The organism is Legionella rubrilucens, from assembly GCF_001468125.1.
GTDB lineage: Bacteria > Pseudomonadota > Gammaproteobacteria > Legionellales > Legionellaceae > Legionella_C > Legionella_C rubrilucens.
In genome coordinates, this window is sequence record NZ_LNYT01000022.1 from 554,072 (window position 1) to 580,697 (window position 26,626).

Here is a 26,626-nt window from a genome sequence, read left to right on the forward strand (position 1 = left end):
CATCCTATGGCAGAAACGATTATCGCCCTTGAAAATTGCCGCAAATCTTTTAAAAAGGCTTCCGCTCAGGATTTATTGGTTCTGGAAGACGTGAATTTCAACCTACGGGAAGGTGAAATCGTTGCTTTGCTCGGCAAATCAGGTTCTGGTAAGTCGACGTTGCTGCGCATTATTGCCGGGCTGGTACCCCCTTCCTCGGGTACGGTGACGTATCGCGGACAACCCGTGACCCGTCCTGTACCGGGCATCGCCATGGTGTTTCAATCCTTTGCATTAATGCCCTGGCTTACCGTTCTTGAAAACGTGGAGTTAGGACTGGAAGCCCAGGGGGTAGGCCGTGAAGAACGACGACAGCGCGCCATCGAGGCCATTGATATCATTGGCCTCGATGGGTTTGAGTCGGCCTTTCCCAAGGAATTGTCAGGCGGTATGCGCCAACGCGTGGGATTTGCAAGGGCCCTGGTGATTAATCCAGACGTTTTGCTGATGGACGAGCCGTTCTCCGCTCTGGATGTGCTGACCGCGGAGAACTTGAAGTCGGATTTGCTCGAGCTGTGGCAGGAGAAAAAAACCAATACCAATGGCATCCTGTTAGTGACCCATAATATTGAAGAAGCCGCGATGCTGGCTGATCGCATCGTTATTTTTGGCAGTGACCCAGGCTATATCCGTGCCGAATTGCAGGTGCCTCTGCATCAACCCCGAAATCCTGAAACGCCGGAATTTCACGATTTGGTCGATACTATCTATACTTTAATGACAACGGGTCCAAAAGAAAAAGCCAAGCGTGCACTGCGGGAGAGGCAAATTGGTCTAGGTTACCGCTTGCCGGACGTTGAGCCATCGGAGTTGTCCGGTTTGATTGAAACCATGACCTCGTTTGAAGAGCGCATTGATTTGCCGGAATTGGCTGATGAGTTGATGATGAACATCGACGATTTATTCCCTATTCTTGAAACCCTGGAGATTTTAGGTTTTGCCAAGGTATCGCATGGCGATATCCAGTTGAGCGAGCTGGGTAAGCAGTTTTCTGAGGCCGATTTGCAGGAGCGCAAGACGCTGTTTGCACGCCGATTGTTGGAAAACGTGCCTTTAGCCCGCTATATTCGCCGGGTTCTGGATGAAAAAGTCGGGCATCGGGTGTCAGAAGAGCGCTTTTTATCCAAGCTGGAAGACTATTTAAGCGAAAAAGAGGCAGAACGCGTATTGCGTACCATGATTGACTGGGGGCGATATGCCGAGATATTTGCTTATGACTTTAATACAGGTATTTTAAGTCTGGAAAATCCAGGCATTTAAGATTCTGCTAAAGTTAATTAAGAAACGGGCGAAAACAATGTCAAAGAGGTATTGTTTGATTGAAGCGTCTTCTTTGAGGAGCAACTATGGGATTTGTCATCGCGGTAAGTCAAGCAAAAGGGGGTAGTAGCAAAACGACTACCAGCGTCAATCTGGCGGGAGCGCTGATTGAACAGGGATATAAAGTCATTGTCGCGGACATGGATAAAGACAAACCCGATGCCATTCGGTGGGCACAACAGGGGACTGCCATCAAATTCATTGAACCGCTATTCGATGACAAGCCCATGGATAAAATTGAGCACCTGCGTAAACAATACGATTTTGTACTCTTAGACACACCGCCCAACTACATGCCGGCCGCATTCAAAGCCATCATGCTGTCTGATTTCGTCATTTTACCCTGCTCCCCAAGTTTTCTTGATCAAAACAATTTAACCGACGCAATTGCCGTCCCAAGAATGTCTCAGAAACCCTTTAAAATCTTAGGCGTTAAAATTAAAAAGCGGCAACGGCTTTCGGATCAGCTGATTGATGAGTTAAACAAGTCGGGCCTTGCGTTTAAAACCATGATTTCATCGAAAACAGCCGTGCTTGAAGCGGCGTTTGAAGGAAAGTGGGTGGGGGATTTTGATAAAAACAGTGACAGCCATAAGGAATTTAGAAAACTGGCTGAAGAATTATTAACATTTTTTAATCATCAAAAGCAAACGGACACGCAAAAAGTGAATTCCACAGCACCATCTCGGGCGGTAAATGAGAGGATTTAGTATGAAGGGTTTTTGTTTGTCGGCTACGTTGCATGAGAAGTTACATAAAGTAGAGCAGGAATGCCATCTGGATGAAAAAATAGTCTCGTTGCACTGTGATTTACTGGATACCTGGGAGTTTCGTGACCGAAAAGGGTTTGAATTAGGCGATATTGCCGCGCTGGCCAACAGTATCCGTTCGAAAGGCCAATCCCAGCCTATTGTTGTAGTCAAAGCCTCTCAGGAATTCAAACCTCGCAATAATCCCGGGGCACACTATGTGGTGATTGCCGGTTATCGCCGCTGGCTGGCCTGTAAAACCCATCATCTTCCGGTAGAGGCCGTCATTAAAACCTTGACTTTTGATGAAGCCATTGCCTGCCTTGTTTCCGAGAATGAAAAAGAGGACGTTTCGGATTATTCCAAAGGGTTTTTTTATGCCGGTATTCTTAAAACGGAACGCATGACCCAAGACATTCTCGCTGAAAAATTGGGTATCAGCAGCAGCCGTCTGAGTCAATACCTGGCTTTTTCGCAAATACCGGAAACATTGTGGCAGGCCATTGGTGATATTTCCAAAGTCTCTGCCCGTACGGCCGCAGCAATACGCTCCATCTTGAATCATGGCGAAAGCCACCGCGAGGCGCTCTACAGACTGGCTCCCTTGATTGCACGGGGTTGTGGTGAAAAGCGTTTGCGGGAGGAAGTGGAGATGCTTGTCTTAAAAACCATGAAGGCGAGTAATGATCCCTACCAGGTGATTTTTAACAACAAAAAGTTAATGACCATTCGACGGGGGCAAATTCATTTCGATAAATCGGTCGTTAACCACCCTGATTTTCCCGAATTCTGCAAGAAAATTGAGATGGAATTGCTTCATTTCGTTAAAAGACGTTTTGCGGGTTAACCCTGCATCAGGCTGAAATCAAGACCTGATGCAGGGCCATTACTTAAGAATGGCTTTCTTTTTTAGCGGCTTGCTGAACCAGGTAAGTAAGGATTTTAAATAGCCGGTCTTCGCCCTGTGCCATTTGCAGATCCGTTTTGTATTGGCCATTAATGACCACGGCAGGGACTGCGGTAACATGGAACTGTGCCATTTGCGCACTGCCCTGATTCAACTGCATGTCAATCGTCGTGGAATGCTTGAACGCGCTTTCTGCGGTGGCCTTGTCGATGCCCTGACTGGTTAAAAAATCAATCATGGTGTCATTGCTGGCTAAAGCACCGTGTTTGGCCTGGATGGTTTTAAACAGGATGGGGTTTAATTTGGCACCCTGACCCAGCAGATTGACGGTGTAATACGCCTTGGCGTAATAAGCCCAGTCTTTGTTAAAGACTACCGGCACACGGGAAAATTGAATTTTCGCGCCCTGTTGTTTTACCCATTGGTTTAATGAGGGTTCAAGACGATAGCACCAGGGGCAGCCGTAACTGAAAAACTCAGTCACCGTCACGGGGCCTGATTTAGCCGCCGCCTCATTGCCTTTGATGAGTTCATAATCTTTACCCGCGACAAATTCCTCCGCCAAAGCGCTTAAGGGCAATAACAAAGCAAACATCATTAAAACACGTCGTAACATACGTCTATCTCTCCTGGTTAATTAGTACAGGCCCTGCATGTAATAGGCAACAGCGGCCATGTCGTCATCGCTCATGCGGGCGCTGATGTCCTGCATGATGCTGTTTAAGTCGTTGGTGCGTTTACGTTCCTTAAATGCCTTTAATTGTTGAATGACATAGGGCGCATGCTGACCGGAAACCACGGGAAAACCGGCTTGGGCGTTGCCTGTGCCTTTAGGGCCATGGCAGGCAATGCAGGCGGTGATGTGCTGGTTGAAATCGCCGCCGCGGTAAAGCTGTTCGCCGCGTTTTAAGTATTTTTCCGGGGTACTGGCCTCAGCCAGCGGCATCTCGGCATAATACTGCGCTAATTCTGCCATATCTTCCTCGCTCATGCCAGCGACGATCGCGGTCATGGCTGGCACATTACGGGTTTTTGCCGCTTTGAAGTCTTTAAGCTGTTTGAGCAGATAACCGGCATGCTGCCCGGCCAGGTTAGGCCATTCCGGATTGGCACTGTTTCCTTTTTCACCATGACAGGCCACGCAAACGGCGGCTTTTTCAGCGGTTGTTTTGACTGGAGTGGTCGTCGTGCTGGTCGTTTCTGGCGAAAGCGGGGCAGCCTGAGCCAGGGTTAAGCTCAGTAATGCGACAACAAATACCATTTTTTTCATGTTTCCCCCGGGGGTTCTTCCTCATTTAATGGTACACTGCCTGAGTAAAAATCCCAAAATGAAATTGAAAATAATGTTAATCAATCGTTACTCCCAGGCTGTCTTTTTAAAAAGCGCCGCCCGTGTCAATCAATTGCCCGAAGACATCGGTTACGAAGTGGCTTTTGCCGGCCGTTCCAATGCGGGAAAATCAAGTGCGTTAAACTGCCTGACGGGCATCAAACAATTGGCGCGCACCAGTAAAACCCCGGGCCGTACCCAGCTTATCAATCTGTTCAGCCTGGATGAATCCCGCCGGCTGGTGGATCTCCCTGGTTATGGCTATGCGAAAGTGGCTTTGCAGGTCAAGGAAGATTGGCAAAAACACCTGGCTCATTACCTTGAAGTGCGTCAATGCTTAAAGGGGTTGGTTGTGGTCATGGATTGCCGTCATCCCTTAAAGGAATTGGATCAAATGATGATCGACTGGGCTCTGGATCGGGAAATTCCGGTGCATGCCTTGTTAACCAAAGCCGATAAATTAAATAAAAGCGAAGCTAAAAACGCCGTGGCCAAAGTCAAGCGTCAGTATCAGTTGCTGGGCGATTTGGTGTCGGCTCAGGTTTTTTCCTCGCTTAAAAAAGAGGGCGTTGATGAGTTGATTACCCGCTTGGATAGCTGGTTTGAATGGCCGGCCTCTTAACAAAAAAGAAGCCGGGCAGTTTAATGCAGCAAGTCCTTCATCAGTTCCTCGACAATTTGAGGATTGGCAAGCGTGGACAGGTCGCCTAATTCTTCCATGCGGCTGACATTACGACAGGCAATCTGACGCAGGATGCGGCGCATGATTTTGCCGGAACGGGTTTTAGGCAAATCCGACACCCACTGCAACACATCCGGTTTGGCAATGGCGCCAATGCTGTTTTTGACTTGCTCCATGAGCTGATCATACAACTCGTCGCTGGGTTGAAAACCACTTTTTAATGTGACAAAAACGTGAATGCCCTGGCCTTTAATCTCATGAGGCACACCCACGGCAGCGGCCTCCGCCACATAGGGATGGGCGACAACGGCACTTTCGATTTCCGCTGTCCCCAGACGGTGCCCAGCCACGTTCAAGACATCGTCAATGCGCCCGGTAACCCAGTAATCTCCATCCGTATCGCGGCGTGCGCCGTCACCCGTCATGTAATACCCATTGCCCACATAACCTTTCAAATAACGGTCATGGTTGCCGGCGATGGTTCTGGCGATGGATGGCCAGGGGTATTTCATGGCCAGCGCGCCTTCCCCGGCCCCCTTGATTTCATGCCCTTCGTCATCGAGCAGGACAGGGTGAATGCCGGGTAAAGGCTGACAGGCGGCACCGGGTTTTGCCGTTTCAGGATTTTGCGGGCAAATCATGATGGCCCCGGTTTCGGTTTGCCACCAGGTATCCACAATCGGGCAGCGATTAAGGCCAACCTGCTCTTTATACCAGAGCCAGACTTCAGGATTGATGGGTTCTCCCACCGAACCCAGCAGGCGCAGGCTCTGACGTGAGGTGCTGTCAAGCCATTCATCGCCGGCTCTTTTTAAGGCGCGTATGGCGGTCGGTGCAGTGTAGAACACATGAACATGGTATTTATCAATGATTTTCCAGCAGCGTGATGGATTGGGCCAGTGAGGGACGCCGCCAAACATCAGGGTAGTCGTGCCATTGCACAAGGGGCCATAGACCACGTAACTGTGACCGGTAATCCAGCCCACGTCCGCGGTACACCAGAAAATTTCATGCGGTTTGCAGGCAAAAACATGGCGATGGCTGAATGCGGTCTGCACCAGGTAACCACCTGTGGTATGCACTAACCCTTTGGGTTGGCCAGTGCTGCCGGAAGTATAAAGAATAAAGAGAGGATCCTCGGCATCCATGGGTTCGGGTGCACAGCGGGAATCCACGGTGTCGCGTAATTCATGCCACCAGTAATCGCGTTGCTCATCAAAAAACACCGTGCTCTGGTTATGTTGAATCACCAGGGTTTTCAAAGGCAGGCCGCGGCTGGCTTCATCGGCCTGGGATTTTAGCGGGTAAAGTTTGCCGCCTCGATGATAACTGTCGGCCGTGATCAGCAGTTTGCAGGCAGACGCTTCAAGCCGTTGTGCTAAGGCCTGCGATGAAAAACCGGCGAATACCACCGTGTGCACTGCCCCAAGGCGTGCACAGGCCAGCATGGCAATGGCTGCCTCAGGAATGAGCGGCAGGTAAATACCGACTTTATCGCCTTTTTGAATGCCTAAGGATTTGAGTACGTTGGCCATCCGACAGACTTCTTCATACAGCATGGCAAAGGTCAGTATCCGCTGTTGATGTTCTTCATCACCCTCCCAGATAATGGCGGCCTGATTGGCTTTTTGCGGCAAATGCCTGTCGATGCAATTGTAGCAGGCATTGAGTTGACCGTTGACAAACCAGCTCAGATGACCAAACTCGCCGGTAAACACCTCTGTCCAGGGCTGTTGCCATACCAGCTCATACGCTTGCTGTTCCCAGAAGCGCGTTACCTCAGCCGGCAGAGTATTAATCACGGATTTATTCATGATTCCACGCACTCCAGTGACTTAATGATGGCTGAAAAATCCAGTTCGCCAAACCCTTGTTGGTTAAACTGCTGGTATAAGGCGGTGGCCTTTGCCGCGAGCGGCGTTTCCACTCCGGCGGCTTTGGCGCTTTGCTGGGACAGGTTTAAATCCTTAAGCATCATGGCGGCGGTAAATCCGGGTTGGTAACTGCGATTGGCCGGAACGTCCGGCAGCAGGTTGGGGACAGGCACATACTTGCTCATCGCCCAGCATTGTCCGCTGGAACTGTTAACGACTTCAAACAATTTATCGGCGGCGAGGTGAAGCTTTTCAGCCAGAACAAAGGCTTCAGACACGGCAATCATGGAGATGCCAAGAATCATGTTGTTACAGAGTTTAGCCGCCTGCCCGCTGCCGGCTTCACCGGTGTGGATAATTTTTTTACCCATGGCGGTTAAAATCGGCATCGCCTGATTCAGCGTAGCCATCTCACCGCCGACCATGAAGGTCAGCGTGCCTGCCTCTGCACCGGCCACACCGCCTGAGACGGGGGCATCGAGCGCCAGTACCTGATTGGCTGATGCGTGTTGATGCAGGTAACGGGCGCTTTGCACATCGATGGATGAGCAATCGATGTGCAGCCTGCCGTTTGCCTGCGCATAAAGCCCGTCATCACCGAGGCAAACGCGCTTGACCTGCTCGCCGGTTTGCAGCATGGTAATCAAACAGTCGTTTTCCCGCGCTACGTCACTGATGGAGGCGGCGCACAGACCGCCGGCATTGGCCAGCGCCGTGAGCGCCTCCTGTTGCAAGTCAAAACCGGTCACTTGATGTCCAGCTTGAATCAAACGGATGGCCATGGGTAAACCCATATGACCCAGACCGACAAAACCAATCCGTGCCATGTTCTCTCCCTCATAAACAACCGGCCCGAAAGCCGGCTCACTGTTAATTAATCATGTGTTGGCATGACAAACGCGCTGGTATTTAATGGGCTTACAGGCCACTTGCTGGTGACGGTTTTGCGACGGGTATAAAAATTGATGCTTTCCAGCCCATGCATGTTGGTATCGCCAAAGGAAGACTGCTTCCAGCCGCCAAAAGGATGGTTGGCGACAGGCACAGGAATGGGAACATTAATACCCACCATGCCCACCTGCACTCGTTGGCTGTACTCGCGTGCGCTGTAACCGTCGCGTGTAAAAATGGCGGTGCCATTGCCGTATTGGTTGCGATTGATGATCGCCAGCGCCTCATCCAATGTGTCAACGCGAACGATACACAACACCGGTCCAAAAATTTCATTCTGATAAATGGACATGGTTTCCTTCACATGGTCAAAGAGGGTTGGTCCCAAGAAATAACCCTGCGGGTATTTGGCATGACGGAAAGCGCGGCCATCGATCACCAGAGACGCCTTTTCATTGATTCCTGCATCAATGGCAGTCACGACACGCTGCTTATGCGCCTGACTGATTAACGGCCCCATTTCACTGTGGGGGTTGTCGCCGGTGTCCACACGAATGGCCTGAATAAGCGGCGTTAGTTTGTGCAGCAACCGATCGGCTGTCTCATGACCCACGGCCACAACCACCGACAGGGCCATGCAGCGTTCGCCGGCAGACCCATACGCCGCCCCGGTAATCGCCTGGGCTGCCTGATCCAGATCCGCGTCCGGCATGACCACGCAATGGTTTTTCGCGCCGCCGAAGGTGTGTGCGCGTTTGCCATTGGCCGCGGCGGTGCGATAAATGTATTCTGCCACCGGCGTTGAAGCCACCGCGGTAAAGGCTTTAATATCCGGGTGGTGCAGCAGGCAATCCACCGTGGTTTTATCGCCCTGAACACAGTTGACCACCCCGGGAGGAAGGCCGGCGTCGGATAACAATTCCACAAGACGCAGCGGCGCTGAAGGGTCCTGTTCGGATGGTTTTAAAATGAAGGTGTTGCCGCAGGCAATGGCCGGGATCATCATCCATACCGGCACCATCACTGGAAAATTAAATGGCGATACGCCGGCACAGACGCCCAGTGATTGCCTGAGCGTATGGCAATCCATGTCAGCGGCTACATTCGCAGAAAAACTGCCCTGCAACTGGCTGACAATACCGCAATGCAACTCCACGACCTCAATGGCCCGCGCGATGGACCCTTTGGCATCGTCTAAGGTTTTGCCATGTTCGCGGGTGACGGCATGAGCAAGCTCGTTCTGATTCTTTTCCAGTAAGTCCCTGAACTTAAACAGTATGCGCGCCCGCTTGATCGGGGTCGTCTCTGACCAGGACGGCCAGGCCGTTTGGGCTGCATGGACGGCAGCATGACAGGTTTCTTGCCCGGCGATTGGCACCTGTCCTATGGCTTCGCCCAGAGCAGGATTGTAAATGGTGCGCTGATCTTCAGTACTGTGAGTATAAATTTTACCATTGATGTAGTGATCGACTGAGTAAACCATGATTAAACTCCTTGTAAAACATTGTTTTTGTCAGCAAAAATCAGTCTGTGTAAGCAGTAATCGTAACCTGGTAGGATTTGTCGTCAGTGGTGTGGGAACTGCGTGTCTCGATGACTTCAACACGCTGGTATTCGCCTGCTTTCTGCAGTGCCTGAGCCAGTGCATCGTCCAAACCGGATTCAGAGTAGCCGGTGAAATCGTTGGTTTTAACTGTGATCATCCTTTTAGGCCTGTTTGCTGAAGTGATGATCAGTGTAGCATGAACAAAATGATTTTCTTAATAAAAACATGAACAATAAATTGTTTATGCGGTTGATTTATTCAATAATAAAGGACCAGTGCAGGTAAAGGAATCATAGCGATGGGAAAAAAAACAATCTTACGTGTAGAGGATGACATCAAGCTCAGCGAAACGCAGTTAAATAATTTAAAAGAAATAGCAGGCGGGGATTTCGATATTCAAGAGGCCTCACTGACAGCCGATTTGCAGCGCAGTTATCAACTTCGCGCCGACTCATTCAAAGAGGCATTTTCTCTGATAGTCAAGTCCGTTTCCAGACAATCCAAAACATCATTTAACAGCGAATCTTATCTGGATTGGGCTAAAAGCGAGTTCGTTTTTGCAAAGGGCTTATCCAGAGACCAATACGAAGAAATCCTTAAAAAATACACGCGTAAATTACTTGAGGCGTTGGTCACGCACTGGCTCAGCCATGTCAAGCCGGAACACCGTTGGGAGGAAGCCATTGAACTGCTTAACAAAGCGGAACAATACCATCTCATGATGACGGGGCGTCCGGATTTGGCAACGCTGTCCCCCATCAATATTCATGGAGAAGCCCATTTTATTCTGCAATGGGACACGCAATTACCTCCGCTGACTGACGAGACACGCGAAGAACTTGAAAAAATAAAAGCATCGGTGCTGTCGACTACCCCGGACTGGTTCCGTGCCTTGCCGGTTCAGCAGCAGGTTTATCTCCATGGTCTGCAACCCACGCCAACCAAACTGGAGATGTTAAAAGGCAGTGTGAATGATTTTACCATACTGTGGAATGACATTAAAAAAGATAAAAACATTGACAACGAGTTATTGAAAATCAAAAACCAGAGTGAGGTGGTTCCGTCCTGGTTTTCTTCCCTGACTTCCGCTCGCCGGGAGTTCATCACGGCGGTGCTTCGTTCGTCTTCGAATCCGTCGGCTGATATCAGTCAGGCTTTGAACGGGCTCAATCAGCTGGTTGATGACATGCAGACCGGAAAACACGTCAATCCGCATCATTTAACCGACATTGCCGAGCTGCCATTCTGGTATGTTTGTCTGCCGGCCTATGAACAGCAATTATTAAAACATGCCTTAAAAAGCAATAAAAATATAGCCGAAGTCACGTCGTTTTTACCCAGCCGTTTGCGAACACTGCCGGGGTTGCCCAATTTTTGTGAGCATCAATTCATGATCCTGAATTCGGAAGCCCAGGTCGTTCGAGCCTTTGACGGACGGTATCGCTCAAGCCACGGGGGTTCGCGGGAGGTGAAGGACTATCCTCAACAAGTCAGCCGGCTGCATACCCAGCGCAACGGGGCAAAAATTCGTGAAGTAACCCTTGGGAAAGGCGGCCACAAAAAAATGCTGCTGCAAACGCTAATCAGCCCGGTTCCTTTATCGGATGGGTTTATACCGGATCGATATCTCGAAGCGCAGCGTCAAAAAATAGTGTCAACTCTAAGACAGGACAGCAAGGGTAAGGGTATTGACATCTTCACTTCCAACCATCCTTTTAATGTCGCCCGCTATGTTTTATGGACCTCTTCAACGGACCCGGAATGCCAGGCACTGCTCGACAGTGCACGTGAATTGCTAACGTTTTCTCACCTTGAAAAGCGCCTGGGCGAGTTGAAACTTAAGGATAGGGAAGAGCAGGCATTGGCCTCTCTTATCAGGCAGCGTGTCGCTTTCAGTGAGAGCAATAAAAATTCAAAGGATTACTCCGTGTTGAAGACCCTGGCGTCCAGGTTGGACCTAAGCCAGGTGAATCTTTCCGCTTCGGAGTGGCAGGACCTGGTTAAACAAGCCGTTGAGGAGAGCAGGGCATTAAAACAGGCGCCAGCGGCTGTTTCAGGTCCGTTGACCCAGGCTGTTCAAGTCAGGCAGGCCTTGATTAATCTGCTCTACAATGAAAAAAGCAATTTAACCTGGTCAGATTGGCAACCTCTTTTTGCCGCAGAGCTTGATTGGCGCTCTCTGGGCAGTACGAACAAAGCGGCTTCCTCCCTGATTGAGGATATAAGCGATCTGGCCCTGTTGGCCAATGAATACGAGGCCGCACTGAAATCCGGTTGGGGTACGGCAACCTTTTTCGATTACAATGGCCGTGAACTGTTCTTAAGTTCGCTTGAAAACCTGCTGATGATGAAGATGCAGGGCGTGAGCTATGGATCCTGTGTCAGCGGAAAAGATCGCAAGGCAATCGAAGCCATTCATACGGATGCAATGTTGTTATACCGCTACATTTACGGTTACTGGCCCAGTTACAATGACACAGGGCTTGAACGCAGGCAGTTTGTGGAGCTGGTTGCGAAAATTTATCTTAGCCGGCACCAGCATATGCATGCCGGGCAAAATGCGCCTGGTTCTGAAGGCTTGAAAACGCCAGATGTTTATTTACCGGCAGATATAGCGCAGGCTATCCGTGAATTGTCGGGACAGCCGGATATTCTGACACGTGATGACTGCCTGGCCAGCAATAACGAAGTCAAACGGGTGGTTCTGGGCTCAAAACAGCACAGTGATAAGGCAGCCATTGATATTGAAGCGGCAAAAAAACTGTCTGAAAGTGACCGCGTGGCTCTGTTAAACAAGTTAAAGGCGATAATGGGTCAAAGGAGATTCTGGCACGAGAGGACAACGACGTTGGGTTTGGGGTGGTGGAGCTTGAGTGCACCGACAGGAATTAACCAGATCACGCTCATCCTTGACCGGTTTGATCCCAGCCAGCATGTCTCTGCCTCGGAAACGATCCTGGCTGAGATCTATGCAGTGGTCAGGGAAAGACCAATGACAAACACCAAACGCGACGAAACAACGCAGAAAGTCTACGCCCTGCTCCGCGAACTCTGTGTGAGTAAATCCCCTCAGTCGATTATTGATTTGTCGCTGGCTAAGCTGGATTCCATCAAGGAGGAATCCTTCTCGAAGAGCAGCGACGCCACGACTGGAGTAAAATTATAGGCACGTGATTCTGACTTCAGCGCGTGGCTGAAGTCAGAGTCATCAGAGGATGTGTTCGAGGCCATAGTACAGGCCATCGAGCTGCTGGACTTTTTGACAACAGTGCACGATACCTGGCATAAAACAGGCGCGATCAATGCTGTCATGGGTGATGGACAAGGTTTCGCCCAGGGAACCAAAAACCACCTGCTGGCGAGCAATGACGCCAGGCAGCCTGAGTGAATGGATGCGGACATCCTGATGTTGACAACCGCGGGCACCAGCAAGCAGTTCATGGGTGGCCGGAGGTTCAACACCAGCCTCACGGGCTTTAGCGATCATTTCCGCTGTTTTTAAGGCGGTACCTGAAGGCGCATCGTATTTTTGCGGGTGGTGCGCTTCAATGATTTCAACATCGGCCAGGTAACGCGCCGCTTCGGCCGCAAAACGCATCATCAGGACAGCACTGATAGAGAAATTGGGCGCGATAATGCCGCCCAGCTTTCGGGCATGGCAGAGTTCAGTCAAGGCTGCAATTTGGTTATCCAGTAAACCCGACGTACCAATGACTGGATGTGCCCCGCTTTCAATGATTGCCAGACTGTTTTCAAACACACTGTCGGCGCGGGTCAAATCAACCACAATGGCGGCCTGTTTTTCAACAATGGCGCGGCGCAGATCATCCTTGCGCGTCAGTGCCCCCACCAGTTCAAAATCAGGGTGCTGCCGAATGGTTTCGCAGGCCAGGCTGCCCATTTTGCCCAGGGCGCCGTTTACAATAACGCGAGCCGTCATGTGTTTCTCCGTGGAAATATTAAGAAGGGTATACGATCAGCGGGCAGAAGGCGTCTTTTTTTCAGATTCGTTAAGAACACGCATCGCCCACAGGCCGGCCGGTATCCAGCCAATGATAGAGGCCTGCATAATCAGAGCCATAACGGCACCACCCGGGTTATCCTTAATCAGCAGAACAAGCCATGGAAAAGCCATTGATAAAAAGAAAAAAAACAGTCGTTTCATCGAATAGTACTCTGTAGCAAAGATAAATAAAGTATACACTGATCAAATTTCATTTGGCGAATCCTTAAGGAAGCAGGGCAATGTCTTGCAATTGACCGCCAAACATTGTACATTGCATGCGCATTTTGCAATGAACGTGGTATTCAATTGGTTTTGCAATAGGCCACTCGCAACTTCAATACAGTCTCTCGACAAACAGGCGACATTGTTCCTATTGTTCGATTATTCAACAAGGTTTTAGCATGAGAAGGCAAGCACTTCATCCTCTTACAGCAGTAATTAACAAATCTCAAAAAAACCATTCCAAACGGGCCCGGCATGAGGCATTGAACTGGCTGGCGAAAAAATTCCCGGAGGTCTTCGATAACAGCCAGCGTATTCAACCGCTGAAGACCGGCATTATGGACGACATTCTTGCCTTTGCTGAGGAAGCGGCTGAAGCCGGTTTATCCAAAAGCAAGTTGCGTGAAGCCGTGGTTATTTTTACCCGCCGCCTCGATTACCTGGCCTGCCTGAAAGCCCGGGAAATGCGTGTTGATTTGCAGGGTAATCCCGTGTCGGTTGTTACAGAAGACGAAGCAGAGCGTGCAGCGGCTAAAATCAAGCGGCGAATTGAAAAGGGGCTTAAAAATGCGCGCAACCCGGCGGAAGCCAAAGCAGCACCCGCCACACCGGTGAAAAGCGATGCTCAGTATCCGTACCCTCAAAACGCCACCGATTATGCGTCACAATATGCCGAGCGTCTATCCGCCTACAGTGCATCGGGTCCTGAGGCCGTGATGCAAACCAACCGGAGTGCGGCCGTGATTGTCAAACACCGCAATGTCAAAAAAACCTATGACCCCGAGGCCGTTGCCCGCCTGAAAGAAAAACTGGGTTTATCGCGTCGCGAAGAAGAGAAAGAGTCCGCCAATTAGCGGCCTGCAGGCTTTAGGAGGAGCCGATTCGGGCGGCTTCTGTTATTTAAAGCGCAAGGTATTGAAGAGACATCGTGCCCCTAAATAAACACGGTGCGATGCTGACAGCAGGGGTTTATTGTCAGGCCAGAATTCCTCGGCATTGATGCGGTAGATAAGGCCATGAACATTGTGCCAGTTCCAATTGGATGCAGAGCCGATGCGCATGCGGTAAGGGTAATGACTTTTAACATGACGGTTGACGCGGCTATTCATGCTGCCGTAAGGGTAGATGAAGGTGTCGGGTGTGTAACCGGTTTGTTGCTGAAGCCGGTGTTTGGCGGCAACCACCTCGGTCTCAAGGCAGACGTCTTCGGCTGTCAAATGCTGATGGGTCATGCCGTGGACCGCCGGAATAACCAGGCCGGAGGAAACCATCTCGTTAATTTCTTTCCAGGTACATAAGGTGGCATGGCTTTGATAAGACGCCATGGCTTTTGCATAAGGCACGCCAAGACGGGTTGTGTCATCGAGTGTCGTGTCTTCCAGAATAAGGCCTACCGGAATAGCCAGCACCGCTTTGATTTGGTACTGCTTCAGCAGAGGGAACACCTCATGGTAAAAATCATAATAGGCATCGTCAAAAGTCAGACACAGGTTTACTCGCTGCCTGTCCAGAGGCTCTCCGGGAATCACAAACGGGTATTGTCCGGCCAATTGCTTTAAATGCTGCTGGAAAGCCAGGACGCCGCCTGGCAGCGAAGGATTTGAAACACGATGGTACATTAAAACAACTAGCATGCCATACTACCTGAAACAACGGAATTTTCGCGTGGAGAAGGTTTTTTTTCCAGAGACTCGCCCAAGGCAATGGCGGCAAAAAACACCAAAAAATCCCCTGTATTGGAAAATAACAGGAAAGAGTCCGACAGGTTGGCGACGATGAAACTGCAAAGCAAGGCAATCATCATCGGCCGCATGTCCTTTAAGCCTTGGCTGGCGTGGAAAAAGGCTAAGAAAAAGTAAAATAACACGGCAAGGCCGATGATGCCGTATTCAGCCGCCATCAGCCAATACTGGTTATGCGGATCCAGCAGGTTTTTCCCCCAGGCAGGAATAGGCTGCTCCTGTCGGTAACTGTATGTAAACCCGGCTGTTCCTGTGCCCCAGATCGGATGAGCTAAAAATAGTTTTTTGGCATACTGGTGAAATTGAAGCCTGAAACCGACGGAGGTATTCTTATTATTCCCTTCCTGGTAATTCTGCACATCATGAACTATGGCTTTAAAGCCCGTGTTAAGCGCCATGCTGTGGTAGGCTACCAGCAGTGCGAAAGGTAAAATAATGATCAAATACAAAGGTATTTTACGTGCCGGGATGCTTTGCCATAAAAACAGGATCAACAAGACGGAATAAATCACATAACCTGTACGGCCGGTATTAATAAACAGCGTTTGATAACTGAACAGCAGGGCAAGCAGGGTGTAACTTAAACGCAGTGCGGTGTTGTTATGGTTCAAGGCCAGATTTGCACTTAAAAAAGCGGCAAAGGCCATGTAAAACCCCGTCACAATGTGGTTATGAAACACAGCTCCGGGATCATTGACCGGATTCATGGTGATCCAGCCCAGGGCTTTGAAAAAGGAAATTAACAAGGTCAGGGTCATGGCTGCAAGAAAGGCGTGAATCGCGAGCCAACGAAGGCGCTCATTCTGAAAAGCAAGGGCAATGAGGGGGATAAATAAAAATTTCGAATACTTGTTGATGAAAATCAGTTTGCTTTTCAGGTCAGCAATGCCGGTCAACGCGCCAAGAAGGACTAAGGCAAATAAGAGGATAATGCCATAAAACCAGGGTTCGCGGACGACTTTGGTCAGTTGCCGGCGTAAATCGGGGCTTAACAGGGACGTAATAAGGCCGCTGATTAACGCGATGGATTTTAAGGTCATGCTGAGCGGCAGGGTAAAAATACTCAAGACAAACAAAAACGCAGCAATACCTTGCAAATGAGCTTGTTTGAAATTGAACACACACCACCTTTAACTGTTCATGCTAATCGAAGCGGGATCATACCATAGCTCCGATTAGCAAAGCGAATATGCCTGTTTAGGCATGAATGCGCATTATAACTGCACAATTTCCATGCAGTTAGTTCCTCCCGCTTTTCCGATGGTACTGCCGCGGGTCAACAACACATACCCCTGGGCTTTAAGCAGTGATTTGTGCTTTAGCTGATTGACGACCCAGGCATTCACTTCCTGGACAGGGATGTTGTGATAAGGCAGAAGGATGGGGAAGACGTTATTCACCAGGCACAGTTTACCCACGGTGCGTTCATTGGCTGTGACCGCATAAATCGGTACATTGCTGAATTGACGCGACATCCAGATGGCGCTGGCACCGGATTCCGTCATGGCAATAATCGCTTTAATGGGGAAGTGATTGGCGGCATGCATGGTTGCCATGGCAATGGCCTGATCGGCGCGGTGATAATGGCAGGTTTCCTTGTCCGCCGTGTACAAAAACGACGTGTGCTTTTCCGAGCTTAGACAGATTTTTTCCATCATGGTGACCACTTTGACAGGGAATTTGCCAGTTGCCGTTTCCGCAGACAACATGACGGCATCGGTGCCATCGAGGATGGCATTGGCCACATCCGAGACTTCCGCACGGGTCGGCTGCGGGTGGGTGATCATGGATTCCATCATTTGTGTGGCGGTAATGACCACTTTATCGAGCCGTCTGGCCTGTTCAATGATGCGCTTCTGAATGGCTGGCACTTCAGCAGCCCCCACTTCCACGCCCAAATCGCCGCGTGCGACCATGACGGCATCCGCCGCATTGATAATTTCAGTGAGATTATGCAAGGCTTCGGTACGTTCAATTTTGGCGATGATGGGGACATCCGGTGCGCCAAAGTCGGCCAATAACTGCCGGGCTTCCTGAATGTCATGCCTGTCTTTGACAAACGACAGCGTCAGGTAGTCGATATCAATACTGACAGCAATACGCATGTCGTCGCGATCCTTGTCCGTTAAGGCTTTGGCGGCCAGACCGCCGCCACGACGGTTTAAACCCTTGTTGTTTTTAAGCACACCGCCTTCCAGCACGTCGCAAACGATTTGCGGAGGAGCGACCGACGTGACTTTGAGTTCGATCATGCCGTCATCCAGCAGCAGTAAATCGCCAGGCTTCACTTCATAACAGAGGTTTTCATAGGCGACGCTGACCCATTGTTCATTGCCGAGGTTTTTATTGGCGCAGTCTAAAATGAACGATTGGCCATTGACTAAGGTAATGTGATTGTGTTCAAAACGGCCGATGCGAAGCTTGGGACCCTGCAGATCAGCCATGACAGCAAGGGGACGCTCCAGTTCAGATGCAATGGCTTTGGCTTGTTTGATGGTCTCAAGCACGGTTTTGTCGGCGTGAGAAAAATTCACGCGGAAAACATCGACCCCTGCGGCAATGATGGCGCGCAGGGTGTCAGGTTGACTGCAGGCAGGGCCTAAGGTGGCAACAATTTTAGTTCGACGTTTCATGGGCACGCTCTTCCAGAATAGCTACGGCAGGTAAGGTTTTGCCTTCGAGATACTCCAGAAAAGCTCCACCTCCTGTGGATATGTAGGAAATCTGCTCATTGAGATCATACAAATCAATGGCAGCAAGGGTATCGCCGCCGCCGGCAATGGAAAAGGCGTTGCTGTCGGCGATGGCGATGGCAACGGCCCGGGTTCCATAAGCAAACTGCGGAAATTCAAAAACGCCGAGAGGTCCATTCCAGATAATGGTCTCTGCTTCCTCAATGATATCGACATAATGGCTGATGGTGTCCGGACCAATGTCCATGATCATGTCATCAGCCGCAACGCCGTTTAAGGATTTGTTGAATGCCGGGCAATTGTCACTGAATGACTTGCCTACCACGACATCCGTCGGCAGGGGAATGTTGCAGCCTTTGGCTTCCGCCAGGGCTAAGACGGTACGTGCTTCATCCAGAAGGGATTCTTCATACAGGGACATGCCTATTTCATGACCCTGCGCTTTTAAAAAGGTATTGACGAGGCCGCCGCCCAAAATCAGATGATCGACTAAGCCCACCAATTCACGGAGCAGGGACAGTTTGGTCGATACCTTGGAGCCGCCAACGATGGCCACGATGGGTTTTTTGGGATCTTTAAGCACATGTTCCAATGCTTCAAGTTCACTCACCAGCAGGGGACCGGCAGCCGCCACGGGGGCGTATTGCGCTACGCCATACGTCGATGCGTGCGCACGGTGCGCTGTGCCAAAGGCGTCCATGATAAAAATATCGCACAAGGCGGCGAGCTTTTTAGCCAGCACGTGATCATAGCCTGTCTCACCGACATTGAAACGGACATTCTCGCAGATCACCAGTTCACCCGGCTTTACCTCCACCCCGTTGAGGTAGTCACTGAAAAAGCGGACAGGGTAATCAAGATGTTGACCCAGGTAGTGTGCGACGGGCTCCAATGAAAAACGTTTGTCAAATTTTCCTTCGTCCGGCCGTCCCAGATGGGACAGGACAATGACGGCAGCGCCCGCTTCCAGGGCGGCTTTGAGGGTAGGCAAAGCGGCTTGCAGGCGTTGATCGCTGGTAATCAGTCCATCTTTAATGGGAACGTTTAAATCTTCGCGTATTAATACCCGTTTTCCGCGCAGATCCAAATCACTCATCTTGATTAAATTCATCATCCTGTCCTTAACGATTCATCATGCAACTGGCGGTATCGAGCATGCGGTTAGAGAAGCCCCATTCGTTGTCATACCAGGCCACCACTTTCACCAGGTTACCTAAAACTTTGGTCTGGGTGGTATCAAACACGGCAGAGGCCGGGTAATGATTGAAATCGCAAGACACCAGCGGGTCATCGCTGATGTGCAGGATGTCGCTTTTGGCTCGGCGCATGATGTCATTGACTTCGCTCACCGAGGTTTCACGTAACGGGGTGAAGGTAAAATCAATCACGGACACATTCAGGGTCGGAACCCGCATGGCGAAGCCATCCAGTTTGCCAGCCAGTTCCGGCAATACCAGGCCCACGGCTGCGGCAGCGCCGGTTTTGGTCGGGATGATGGATTGGGTGGCAGAGCGGGCGCGGCGCAGATCGTTGTGACTGCCGTCTAACAGCATCTGATCCTTGGTATAGGCATGCACGGTGTTCAGCAGACCATGATCGATACCGATGGCGTCGTGCAGCGGCTTGACCACGGGGGCCAGGCAGTTGGTGGTGCAGGAGGCATTGGATACGATAATGTCAGTGGCCTGCAATGTCTGGTGGTTAACGCCGTAAACAATCGTGGCGTCGGCGTTTTTACCCGGGGCAGAAATCAATACTTTCTTGGCGCCGGCGGCAATATGCTGCATGGCAGCATCACGGTTAGTGAAGTGACCGGTGCACTCCAGCACGATGTCCACGTTCAATTCTTTCCAGGGTAAGGCTTTGGGATCGCGCTCGGCAATCACGCGAATCGGGTGGCCGTCAATCAGCAGTCTGTCACCTTCGACACGGACTTCGCTGGCAAAGCGGCCATGCGTGGAGTCAAAACGGGTCAGATGGGCTGTGGTTTCAATCCCTGACAAATCATTGATGGCCACGACATCAAATTCATTTTGACGGCCATACTCATAAATGGCTCGTAACACACAACGGCCAATACGCCCATAACCATTGATAGCAATTTTTATCGTCATTTTACTTCTCCAAAATACTGGCGACTCATAAGGAGTCTGCTTTTAACAGGGTATTGAGCGTGTTTGACAGGTTCTCAACGGTAATACCCAAATACTTGAATGCCTGCGCAGCCGGGGCTGAAACGCCAAAACGGTCAATGCCGATAACCACGCCATCCAGGCCGGTAAAACGAGACCAATCCGAGGTCGCGGCTGCTTCAATGGCAATGCGTTTACGGACAGTCCTGGGCAGCACTTGTTCTTGATAGGCAGCCTCTTCGGCAAGAAAGCGCTCACAACAGGGCATGGAGACCACTCGGACACGATGACCCTGGCTGTTGGCCTGGGTGGCTGCGGCCACAGCCAATTGAACTTCGGAACCTGTCGCTATAATTATAGCCTGAGGCTCTCCCTCGCAATCCATAAGAATGTACCCACCGCGAGCGATGCGATCGTGGGCGTCGTTGTGATGGGCCAGGGCCGGCAGATTCTGGCGCGACAGCAGCAAAGCCGACGGGCCGGTATGGTGTTCAATGGCCTGCTGCCAGGCCACAGCCGTTTCCATCAGATCCGCCGGCCGCCAGACCTGCATGTTCGGGGTATTGCGAAGCATGGATGCCTGTTCGATGGGTTGATGCGTCGGACCGTCCTCGCCCAAACCCACCGAGTCATGGGTAAACACGTAAATGACGCGCTGCTTCATTAAAGCACTTAACCGCACGGCATTGCGGGCATAGTCGGCAAAAACCAGGAAGGTTCCGCCGTAAGGAATAAAGCCGCCGTGCAAGGCCAGGCCGTTCATGATGGCGGCCATGCCGAATTCCCGAACACCGTAAAACAGGTAATTGCCGTTAAACTGCTCATGAGTAATGGGGCGGCTGCTGGAACAATCCGTGTTGTTTGAGCCGGTTAAATCCGCCGAACCTCCCAGGAACTCCGGCAGCAGTTTACTGAATTCTTCAAGGCAAAGCTGCGAGCTTTTGCGCGTGGCCAGCGCCTTGTCATTGAGGCGGCATTGCTCAATGAAGGCGTTGCTGACCGATGGCCATTGATCCGGCAAATCGCCATTGATGCGGCGCAGAAACTCAAAATAATCCTGCGCATGCTGTTGCTGGTAGCTTTGGCAGCGGGTGATCCAGTCATCCTCGTCACGCTGGCCTTTTTCGCTGTGATCCCAGGCGGCATAAATCGCGTCGGGGATGACGAAAGGCGGGTGCGGCCAGTGAAAGGTGTTGCGGGCCTGGACAATACCGGCAGCGCCCAAGGGCGCGCCATGCGATTTTTCGCTGCCAGCGACAGGCGAGCCATAGCCAATAACTGTTTTGCAGATAATCAGGCTGGGTCTCGCTGTTTCAGCGCGGGCTTCAAGGATGGCTTGTTCGATGGCGGCTTCGTCATGCCCGTTGATGGGGCCGATGACTTGCCAGTGATAGGCCTTAAAGCGCAGGGCCGTGTCGTCGCGAAACCAGTTTTCCACCTTGCCGTCAATGGAAATGCCATTGTCGTCATAAAACACGATCAGCTTGCCAAGGCCCAAAGTGCCGGCCAGCGAGCAGGCTTCATGCGAAATGCCCTCCATGAGGCAACCATCGCCGGCAAAAGCGTAAGTGTGATGATTGATCAATTCATGCCCGGGGCGATTAAATTGCGCGGCCAGCGTCTTTTCCGCAATGGCCATGCCCACGGCATTGGCAAGCCCCTGCCCCAGCGGGCCAGTGGTGGTTTCCACACCCGGCGTGTCGTCCCGTTCCGGATGTCCCGGCGTTTTTGAATGCAGTTGACGGAAATTTTTTAAATCATCGATACTGAGCTTATAACCGGTTAAATGCAGCAGCGAATAAAGCAGCATGGAACCATGGCCGTTGGAGAGAACGAAGCGATCCCTGTCGAACCAGTGCGGATTCTGCGGGTTATGCTTTAAAAACTTATGCCAGAGAACATAGGCAATATCGGCCATGCCAAGCGGCATGCCAGGGTGCCCCGACTGCGCTTGTTCCACGGCGTCGATGCTTAAGAAGCGAATGGCATTGGCCAGTTCATTTGAAAAACTCATGCGCTCTCTTTAAATCGCTGATCGAAGTGGGCGTATTGTCGCTCAGAAGCCGCTAATCAGCAAGTTGCTTTCAGTGTGCTCTTGCTTAAAAAATGTGCTTAAACAGCTTGGAAGAAGTAAAAAAGCAGTTTAATCTGGTTTTTTGAGATTATTGGCCTGAATTATGCCATGGATAAAGCCGCTTGAGGGGCACGGCGGGATGTTTTTTTATTGATGAAAATGTATTACAATGCACAAATTTTTGCAAAAATTTCACTCAATGGACAATTTTGTGACCATCACATTCGAGCAAGGTAGTGTATGACCGCACTCATGTATCGTTTGCAAACCATGATGAAAACACTGCCGCCATTGCCGAATCCGGATGGCGCGTCCTGGTCATTCAGTGACTATTTAAACCAGCAGCCGGTTGCATTTTTTCGTCCCCTGCTGAAGAAGCATCTGGTGCTTACCATTGAGTACAGTGTGCTTTGCGCGCAATTGTCGTCTGATTTGCTGAGAAAAAATGCCAGTATCGAGGAAATTACCGAACAGGTCGCGAGCGCGTTGATGATGTCGGAATTGCTGGCTCATCTTTACCGCCACTATCTGAATGTTCCACGTGAAGTCGAACGCTTACGCAAAGATCAGCTCTTTTATCAGAAATTGCTCAAGGCTCGCGGGTATCAGTTTACCTCGCTAAGCGAACAGGTCGAACCCGATACGTTCACCCAGAAAGTGCGCACCATGACCGCAAGTTCCAATTGGCTCAGGCTTTTTGTTGTGCGTTCCAAGCGTTTTATTGATGCTATTGTTCAGGTGCTTAAGCGGGTTGAAGACATCAAGCCCGTCACCCGATTCGTGAATCCGGCACTCAGTTACTTGTCCTGGGTGTTTTTTATTCCCCGTTTAGCCGCTAACATGCTGGTGATGGGCAAGCATTTTTATCCGAGCAATCGCTGGATGAGTAAGGAAGAGCTTGCGCTCGGTGTTTCAACCCGGATGCAATTGCATTTCCAGCGCCGCTGGTTTGAACTGGGGAATGACTCTGTCTGGCTGATTGCCGGATTGCTGAATTGTTTTGTGCTGGTGGGACCGCTTGCGCCGGTGGGCGCCTACATGACTACGGTGTTGTTTGCCTATGATATCCTGCTTGCGGCGATTCGGGCATCGATCGAGCTTGGCCGCCTTGAACGTCTTCGTCAGGAGCATGTGCGGCATATCCAACAGCTTGAACAGGAGGACAAGCCTGAGGATGCTGAAGAAGCACGCCGCTACCTCATGCACCTCGATGCACGCATTCTGTTTGAAAAAAAGCGGCTCCTGCTGAGCGTGGCCAATACGACAGTTCTGTTTTTGGCCATGGTATTAACCGTGCCTTTTTTAGCTTCCTTCGGGCCGTTTATCCCTTTGATTGCCGGCGCTCTGCTGGTGACTATTACCATTGCCGGTTTTTTAGCCTTTTCAGCCCTCGAGAAACAACGGCCTTCTGATAAAGTGGCTCAACTGGAAATTTCGCATGCGGCAACCTTAACCCGCCTGGGCCTGTTTGCCCCTGAAATCCCCGAGAAGCCTTCTGAAACCCCGGACTACGACGAAAACCCGCTTCCGCCGCCGGTGGGATTGATCACCAGCTGAATCGCCGGCTGCCATGGAGCTAACGGATTTTCAATGCTATGCTTGCCTTATTTGCTTACGAGAGAACAGGCCATGGCAACCCCACAGTTACCCCAATTCAGTGCGATTAAGCTCGAGACCTTTCCGGCGCAGCTTGACCAATTGTTACAACACCACTTAGACCAGATTGAGCGATTGTTAAACCAGACCTCGTTCACCTGGGACAACCTCATGCACCCGCTTGAGGAAATGGACGATACCCTGGAGCAGTTATGGGCGCCTTTGGGCCACCTGCATGCGGTGGTTAATTCCAAATCATTACGCGATTGTTACCAGGCCTGTTTACCCAAACTGTCAGCCTATGATTCGGCCATCGGCCAGAACCAGCGCCTGTACGAAGCCATCCGTGCCATTGACCAAAGCGTACTCGATGAAGCGCAGCAGAAAATTTTAGACGACACGCTCCGGGATTTTGAATTGTCGGGCGTGGCCTTGTCCAATGAGAAAAAACAACGGTTTGAAGCCATACAAACGCGCTTGTCTGAATTATCGAACCAGTTTGACAACAACGTACTTGATGCCGGACAGGCTTTCAGCCTGCACATTACGGACGAGAAACTGCTGCAGGGCTTGCCGGAGCATGCGATGTTGACTGCAAAGGCCCTGGCTCAGGAAAAGCAGATGGACGGGTGGATGCTTAATCTTGAATTTCCCTGCTATCTGGCTGTGGTGACCTATGCCGATGATCGCGGTCTGCGCGAAACATTTTATCACGCCTACGTGACCCGTGCCTCGGATGAGGGGCCTAACGCCGGCCAATTTGACAATACTGCCATCATTGACGAAATATTGGCGCTGCGTCATGAAAAAGCCGGGATGCTGGGCTTTGCCAATTACGCGGAGCTGTCCCTGGCCACCAAAATGGCGGAATCGACGGAGCAGGTGGTGGATTTTCTGCTGGATTTATCGCAACGGGCCCGTCACCAGGCAAAAGAAGAGTTCACGGCGCTTAAGGCCTTTGCTGAGAAAGAATACGGCATGACAGCGCTTAAACCCTGGGACATTGCCTACGTGTCTGAAAAAATGCGCAAAGCCCGCTATGATTTATCGCAGGAAGAGTTGCGGCCTTATTTTCCTGAGGATACGGTGATGAAGGGCATGTTCACCATCGTGAGCCGCCTGTACGGCATGCGCATGGAAGTCATGAGCAACGTGGATGTCTGGCATGAAGACGTGAAGTGTTACCGTGTGATTGATGAGCATGATCTGACCCGCGGCTACGTGTACGTGGATTTGTACGCGCGCCAGCAAAAACGAGGCGGCGCCTGGATGGATTCGCTGCAGGGCCGGCGGCGTTTGGCCAATGGCGAAATTCAGTTGCCGATTGCCACCTTAACCTGCAATTTTGCCAAGGCCGCCGGTAACAAGATGGCCACTTTATCGCATGACGAAGTGCTGACGCTGTTTCATGAATTGGGTCATTGCCTGCACCATTTGTTAACCCGGGTCGATTACCTGGGAGCTTCGGGCATTAATGCCGTCGAGTGGGATGCAGTGGAGTTGCCGAGTCAGTTTTTTGAAAACTGGTGTTGGGAAAAGGAGGCGCTTCAATTGCTGACACGCCATGTGGAGACGCAGGAGACCTTGCCTGACAGCCTGTATGACAAGCTGTTGGCTGCGAAAAATTTCCAATCCGCCATGGGCATGATGCGCCAGCTTGAGTTCTCGCTGTTTGATTTTCGCATTCATCGCGAATACCAGGGGCATGAGCCCGGTTGGGTGTCTGCGATTTTAGCCGATGTACGGGATCAGACCACGGTATTGCCGATTGCGCCGTATAACCGCTTCCAGCATAGCTTTTCCCATATTTTTGCCGGCGGGTATGCGGCGGGGTATTACAGTTACAAGTGGGCGGAAGTGCTGTCCAGTGATGCCTATTCGCGGTTTGAGGAAGAGGGTATTTTTAATGAGAGCACGGGGCGTAAGTTCCTGCAGGATATCCTGGAAGTCGGCGGCTCGAAAAAAGCCCGCGAAGCCTTCCACCGCTTCCGCGGCAGGGATGCCAAAATCGATGCTCTGCTGTTGCACAATGGCATTCGTTCCTAGACAAAATTTTTAATCGAGGCGGGCACCCCCGCTTCGATTTTATGTTATAATGTAAGTGTACAAATTGGGGGCGACCTGGCTTCGACGTGGGTTGCGAAACCTGAAGTGCATGCCGAGAATGAGATCTCTCGTAAATAAGACTCACTAAACATAAATGCAAACGATGAAAACTTTGCTGGTGGTGCTATCGCTGCCTAATCCGCTTCGATAGTGTTACCTTGTGCGCTGCCATAAAACCAGCGTCCCGTTGACCGAGCCTGCTTGCCGGTATCGACTCAGCGGTCATAGAAGACAAGCTAGTGTCCTGGTCTATCCCGAATCAGGATGCAAAATTCAGGGAATCGCTGCCGACCATCCTGCCTGTCGGAGGGGAAGCAGTTAAATCAATAGACAAGGCTACGCATGTAGAGCTGACGGCAGAGGATTTGCGGACGCGGGTTCGATTCCCGCCGCCTCCACCACTTGAGATTTCTCTTTCGAAAAATCACGTAACATCTTGAATGGTAATGATAAATTTGCGGTTCCAATTGGTTCAGAAGGGTGGATTACGATTGGATTTACAAAAACCAGACGATGAACTAAATATTTTTGCTTTAAATCACCTCTAACCCATACCCCATAAGGGTTTTCAATAAAAGACATCACTGCATCTAGGGCGGTTCCAAAATTTATTTCTTTATTGTTTAATTGAGGGTCTTTCCCAATTACGGGGGCACTCAATCAACAGCATAGTACTCTAACTCTGGTTCTATAATTTTCAAAGTTTTTAAAGCCATA

The 26,626-nt window shown here is 50.8% G+C and carries 22 protein-coding genes and 1 other RNA gene; 9 read left to right on the plus strand and 14 right to left on the minus strand.

The genetic code is table 11. The features are described from left to right. Window positions 1-6 precede the first annotated feature (6 nt). From Lrub_RS14305 to Lrub_RS14315, 3 genes are all read left to right on the plus strand, one after another. The gene (locus Lrub_RS14305; protein WP_058532766.1) at window positions 7-1,299 is read left to right on the plus strand and encodes an ABC transporter ATP-binding protein; all 1,293 of its coding nucleotides are present in this window, start codon (window positions 7-9) and stop codon (window positions 1,297-1,299) included. An 86-nt stretch (window positions 1,300-1,385) separates the two neighbouring features. Further along, entirely contained in the window at window positions 1,386-2,069 is a 684-nt protein-coding gene (locus tag Lrub_RS14310; protein WP_058532767.1) for a ParA family protein, read from the plus strand. 1 nt (window position 2,070) lies between these two features. Beyond that, window positions 2,071-2,955 (plus strand): ParB/RepB/Spo0J family partition protein, encoded by an 885-nt coding sequence (locus tag Lrub_RS14315; RefSeq protein WP_058532768.1) that lies wholly within the window; start codon window positions 2,071-2,073, stop codon window positions 2,953-2,955. Between the two features lie 43 nt (window positions 2,956-2,998). On the opposite strand, the gene Lrub_RS14320 is transcribed toward Lrub_RS14315, so the two are convergent. Beyond that, window positions 2,999-3,631: a thiol:disulfide interchange protein DsbA/DsbL gene (locus tag Lrub_RS14320; RefSeq protein WP_058532769.1), complete on the minus strand. Its 633-nt coding sequence runs from the start codon at window positions 3,629-3,631 to the stop codon at window positions 2,999-3,001. A 21-nt stretch (window positions 3,632-3,652) separates the two neighbouring features. After that, window positions 3,653-4,285 (minus strand): c-type cytochrome, encoded by a 633-nt coding sequence (locus Lrub_RS14325; RefSeq protein WP_082651526.1) that lies wholly within the window; start codon window positions 4,283-4,285, stop codon window positions 3,653-3,655. A gap of 73 nt (window positions 4,286-4,358) precedes the next feature. Here Lrub_RS14325 and yihA point away from each other — a divergent pair, with 73 nt between their 5' ends. Next, entirely contained in the window at window positions 4,359-4,967 is a 609-nt protein-coding gene (gene yihA / locus Lrub_RS14330) for a ribosome biogenesis GTP-binding protein YihA/YsxC (RefSeq protein WP_058532827.1), read from the plus strand. Between the two features lie 20 nt (window positions 4,968-4,987). Here the strand turns inward: yihA and acs are convergent, their stop codons facing one another. The 4 genes from acs to Lrub_RS14350 are packed head-to-tail and all read right to left on the minus strand — an operon-like array spanning window position 4,988 to window position 9,495. Further along, on the minus strand, window positions 4,988-6,841 hold the full coding sequence (gene acs, locus Lrub_RS14335; RefSeq protein ID WP_058532770.1) for an acetate--CoA ligase: 1,854 nt from the start codon (window positions 6,839-6,841) through the stop codon (window positions 4,988-4,990). Beyond that, window positions 6,838-7,728, minus strand: coding sequence for a 3-hydroxyisobutyrate dehydrogenase (mmsB, locus tag Lrub_RS14340; RefSeq protein WP_058532771.1), 891 nt, complete (start codon window positions 7,726-7,728; stop codon window positions 6,838-6,840). The genes acs and mmsB overlap by 4 nt, the downstream gene beginning before the upstream one ends. Before the next feature lie 47 nt (window positions 7,729-7,775). Then, window positions 7,776-9,275, minus strand: a complete 1,500-nt coding sequence (locus tag Lrub_RS14345) for a CoA-acylating methylmalonate-semialdehyde dehydrogenase (RefSeq protein ID WP_058532772.1) — start codon at window positions 9,273-9,275, stop codon at window positions 7,776-7,778. 40 nt (window positions 9,276-9,315) lie between these two features. Then, on the minus strand, window positions 9,316-9,495 hold the full coding sequence (locus tag Lrub_RS14350) for a hypothetical protein (RefSeq protein WP_058532773.1): 180 nt from the start codon (window positions 9,493-9,495) through the stop codon (window positions 9,316-9,318). A 141-nt stretch (window positions 9,496-9,636) separates the two neighbouring features. On the opposite strand from Lrub_RS14350, the gene sidP reads away from it, so the two are divergent. Then, on the plus strand, window positions 9,637-12,504 hold the full coding sequence (sidP, locus tag Lrub_RS14355; RefSeq protein ID WP_058532774.1) for a Dot/Icm T4SS effector PI-3-phosphatase SidP: 2,868 nt from the start codon (window positions 9,637-9,639) through the stop codon (window positions 12,502-12,504). Between the two features lie 42 nt (window positions 12,505-12,546). Here the strand turns inward: sidP and dapB are convergent, their stop codons facing one another. Further along, window positions 12,547-13,278: a 4-hydroxy-tetrahydrodipicolinate reductase gene (gene dapB / locus Lrub_RS14360; RefSeq protein WP_058532775.1), complete on the minus strand. Its 732-nt coding sequence runs from the start codon at window positions 13,276-13,278 to the stop codon at window positions 12,547-12,549. A gap of 36 nt (window positions 13,279-13,314) precedes the next feature. Continuing rightward, window positions 13,315-13,503, minus strand: coding sequence for a hypothetical protein (locus Lrub_RS14365; protein WP_058532776.1), 189 nt, complete (start codon window positions 13,501-13,503; stop codon window positions 13,315-13,317). Window positions 13,504-13,745: 242 nt separating this feature from the next. On the opposite strand from Lrub_RS14365, the gene Lrub_RS14370 reads away from it, so the two are divergent. Next, window positions 13,746-14,420 (plus strand): ProQ/FinO family protein, encoded by a 675-nt coding sequence (locus Lrub_RS14370; protein WP_058532777.1) that lies wholly within the window; start codon window positions 13,746-13,748, stop codon window positions 14,418-14,420. A 42-nt stretch (window positions 14,421-14,462) separates the two neighbouring features. Here the strand turns inward: Lrub_RS14370 and Lrub_RS14375 are convergent, their stop codons facing one another. The 6 genes from Lrub_RS14375 to tkt form a co-directional block, all read right to left on the minus strand. After that, entirely contained in the window at window positions 14,463-15,200 is a 738-nt protein-coding gene (locus Lrub_RS14375) for a polysaccharide deacetylase family protein (RefSeq protein WP_082651527.1), read from the minus strand. Beyond that, window positions 15,194-16,429, minus strand: a complete 1,236-nt coding sequence (locus tag Lrub_RS14380; protein WP_058532779.1) for an O-antigen ligase family protein — start codon at window positions 16,427-16,429, stop codon at window positions 15,194-15,196. The genes Lrub_RS14375 and Lrub_RS14380 overlap by 7 nt, the downstream gene beginning before the upstream one ends. A gap of 93 nt (window positions 16,430-16,522) precedes the next feature. Then, complete coding sequence (gene pyk, locus Lrub_RS14385) at window positions 16,523-17,941, minus strand: pyruvate kinase (protein WP_058532780.1); 1,419 nt, start codon at window positions 17,939-17,941, stop codon at window positions 16,523-16,525. Continuing rightward, entirely contained in the window at window positions 17,925-19,112 is a 1,188-nt protein-coding gene (locus Lrub_RS14390; protein WP_058532781.1) for a phosphoglycerate kinase, read from the minus strand. The genes pyk and Lrub_RS14390 overlap by 17 nt, the downstream gene beginning before the upstream one ends. Window positions 19,113-19,122: 10 nt before the next feature. Further along, window positions 19,123-20,115 (minus strand): type I glyceraldehyde-3-phosphate dehydrogenase, encoded by a 993-nt coding sequence (gap, locus tag Lrub_RS14395; RefSeq protein WP_058532782.1) that lies wholly within the window; start codon window positions 20,113-20,115, stop codon window positions 19,123-19,125. 25 nt (window positions 20,116-20,140) lie between these two features. After that, window positions 20,141-22,147 carry a transketolase gene (gene tkt / locus Lrub_RS14400; RefSeq protein ID WP_058532783.1) on the minus strand — a complete coding sequence of 669 codons (2,007 nt, stop codon included), beginning with the start codon at window positions 22,145-22,147 and terminating at the stop codon, window positions 20,141-20,143. 300 nt (window positions 22,148-22,447) lie between these two features. Here tkt and Lrub_RS14405 point away from each other — a divergent pair, with 300 nt between their 5' ends. From Lrub_RS14405 to ssrA, 3 genes are all read left to right on the plus strand, one after another. Further along, window positions 22,448-23,764, plus strand: coding sequence for a hypothetical protein (locus tag Lrub_RS14405; RefSeq protein WP_058532784.1), 1,317 nt, complete (start codon window positions 22,448-22,450; stop codon window positions 23,762-23,764). A gap of 72 nt (window positions 23,765-23,836) precedes the next feature. Next, window positions 23,837-25,849, plus strand: a complete 2,013-nt coding sequence (locus Lrub_RS14410) for a M3 family metallopeptidase (protein WP_058532828.1) — start codon at window positions 23,837-23,839, stop codon at window positions 25,847-25,849. A 66-nt stretch (window positions 25,850-25,915) separates the two neighbouring features. Beyond that, window positions 25,916-26,310: a transfer-messenger RNA gene (gene ssrA, locus Lrub_RS14470) on the plus strand. The last annotated feature ends 316 nt before the right edge of the window (window positions 26,311-26,626 follow it).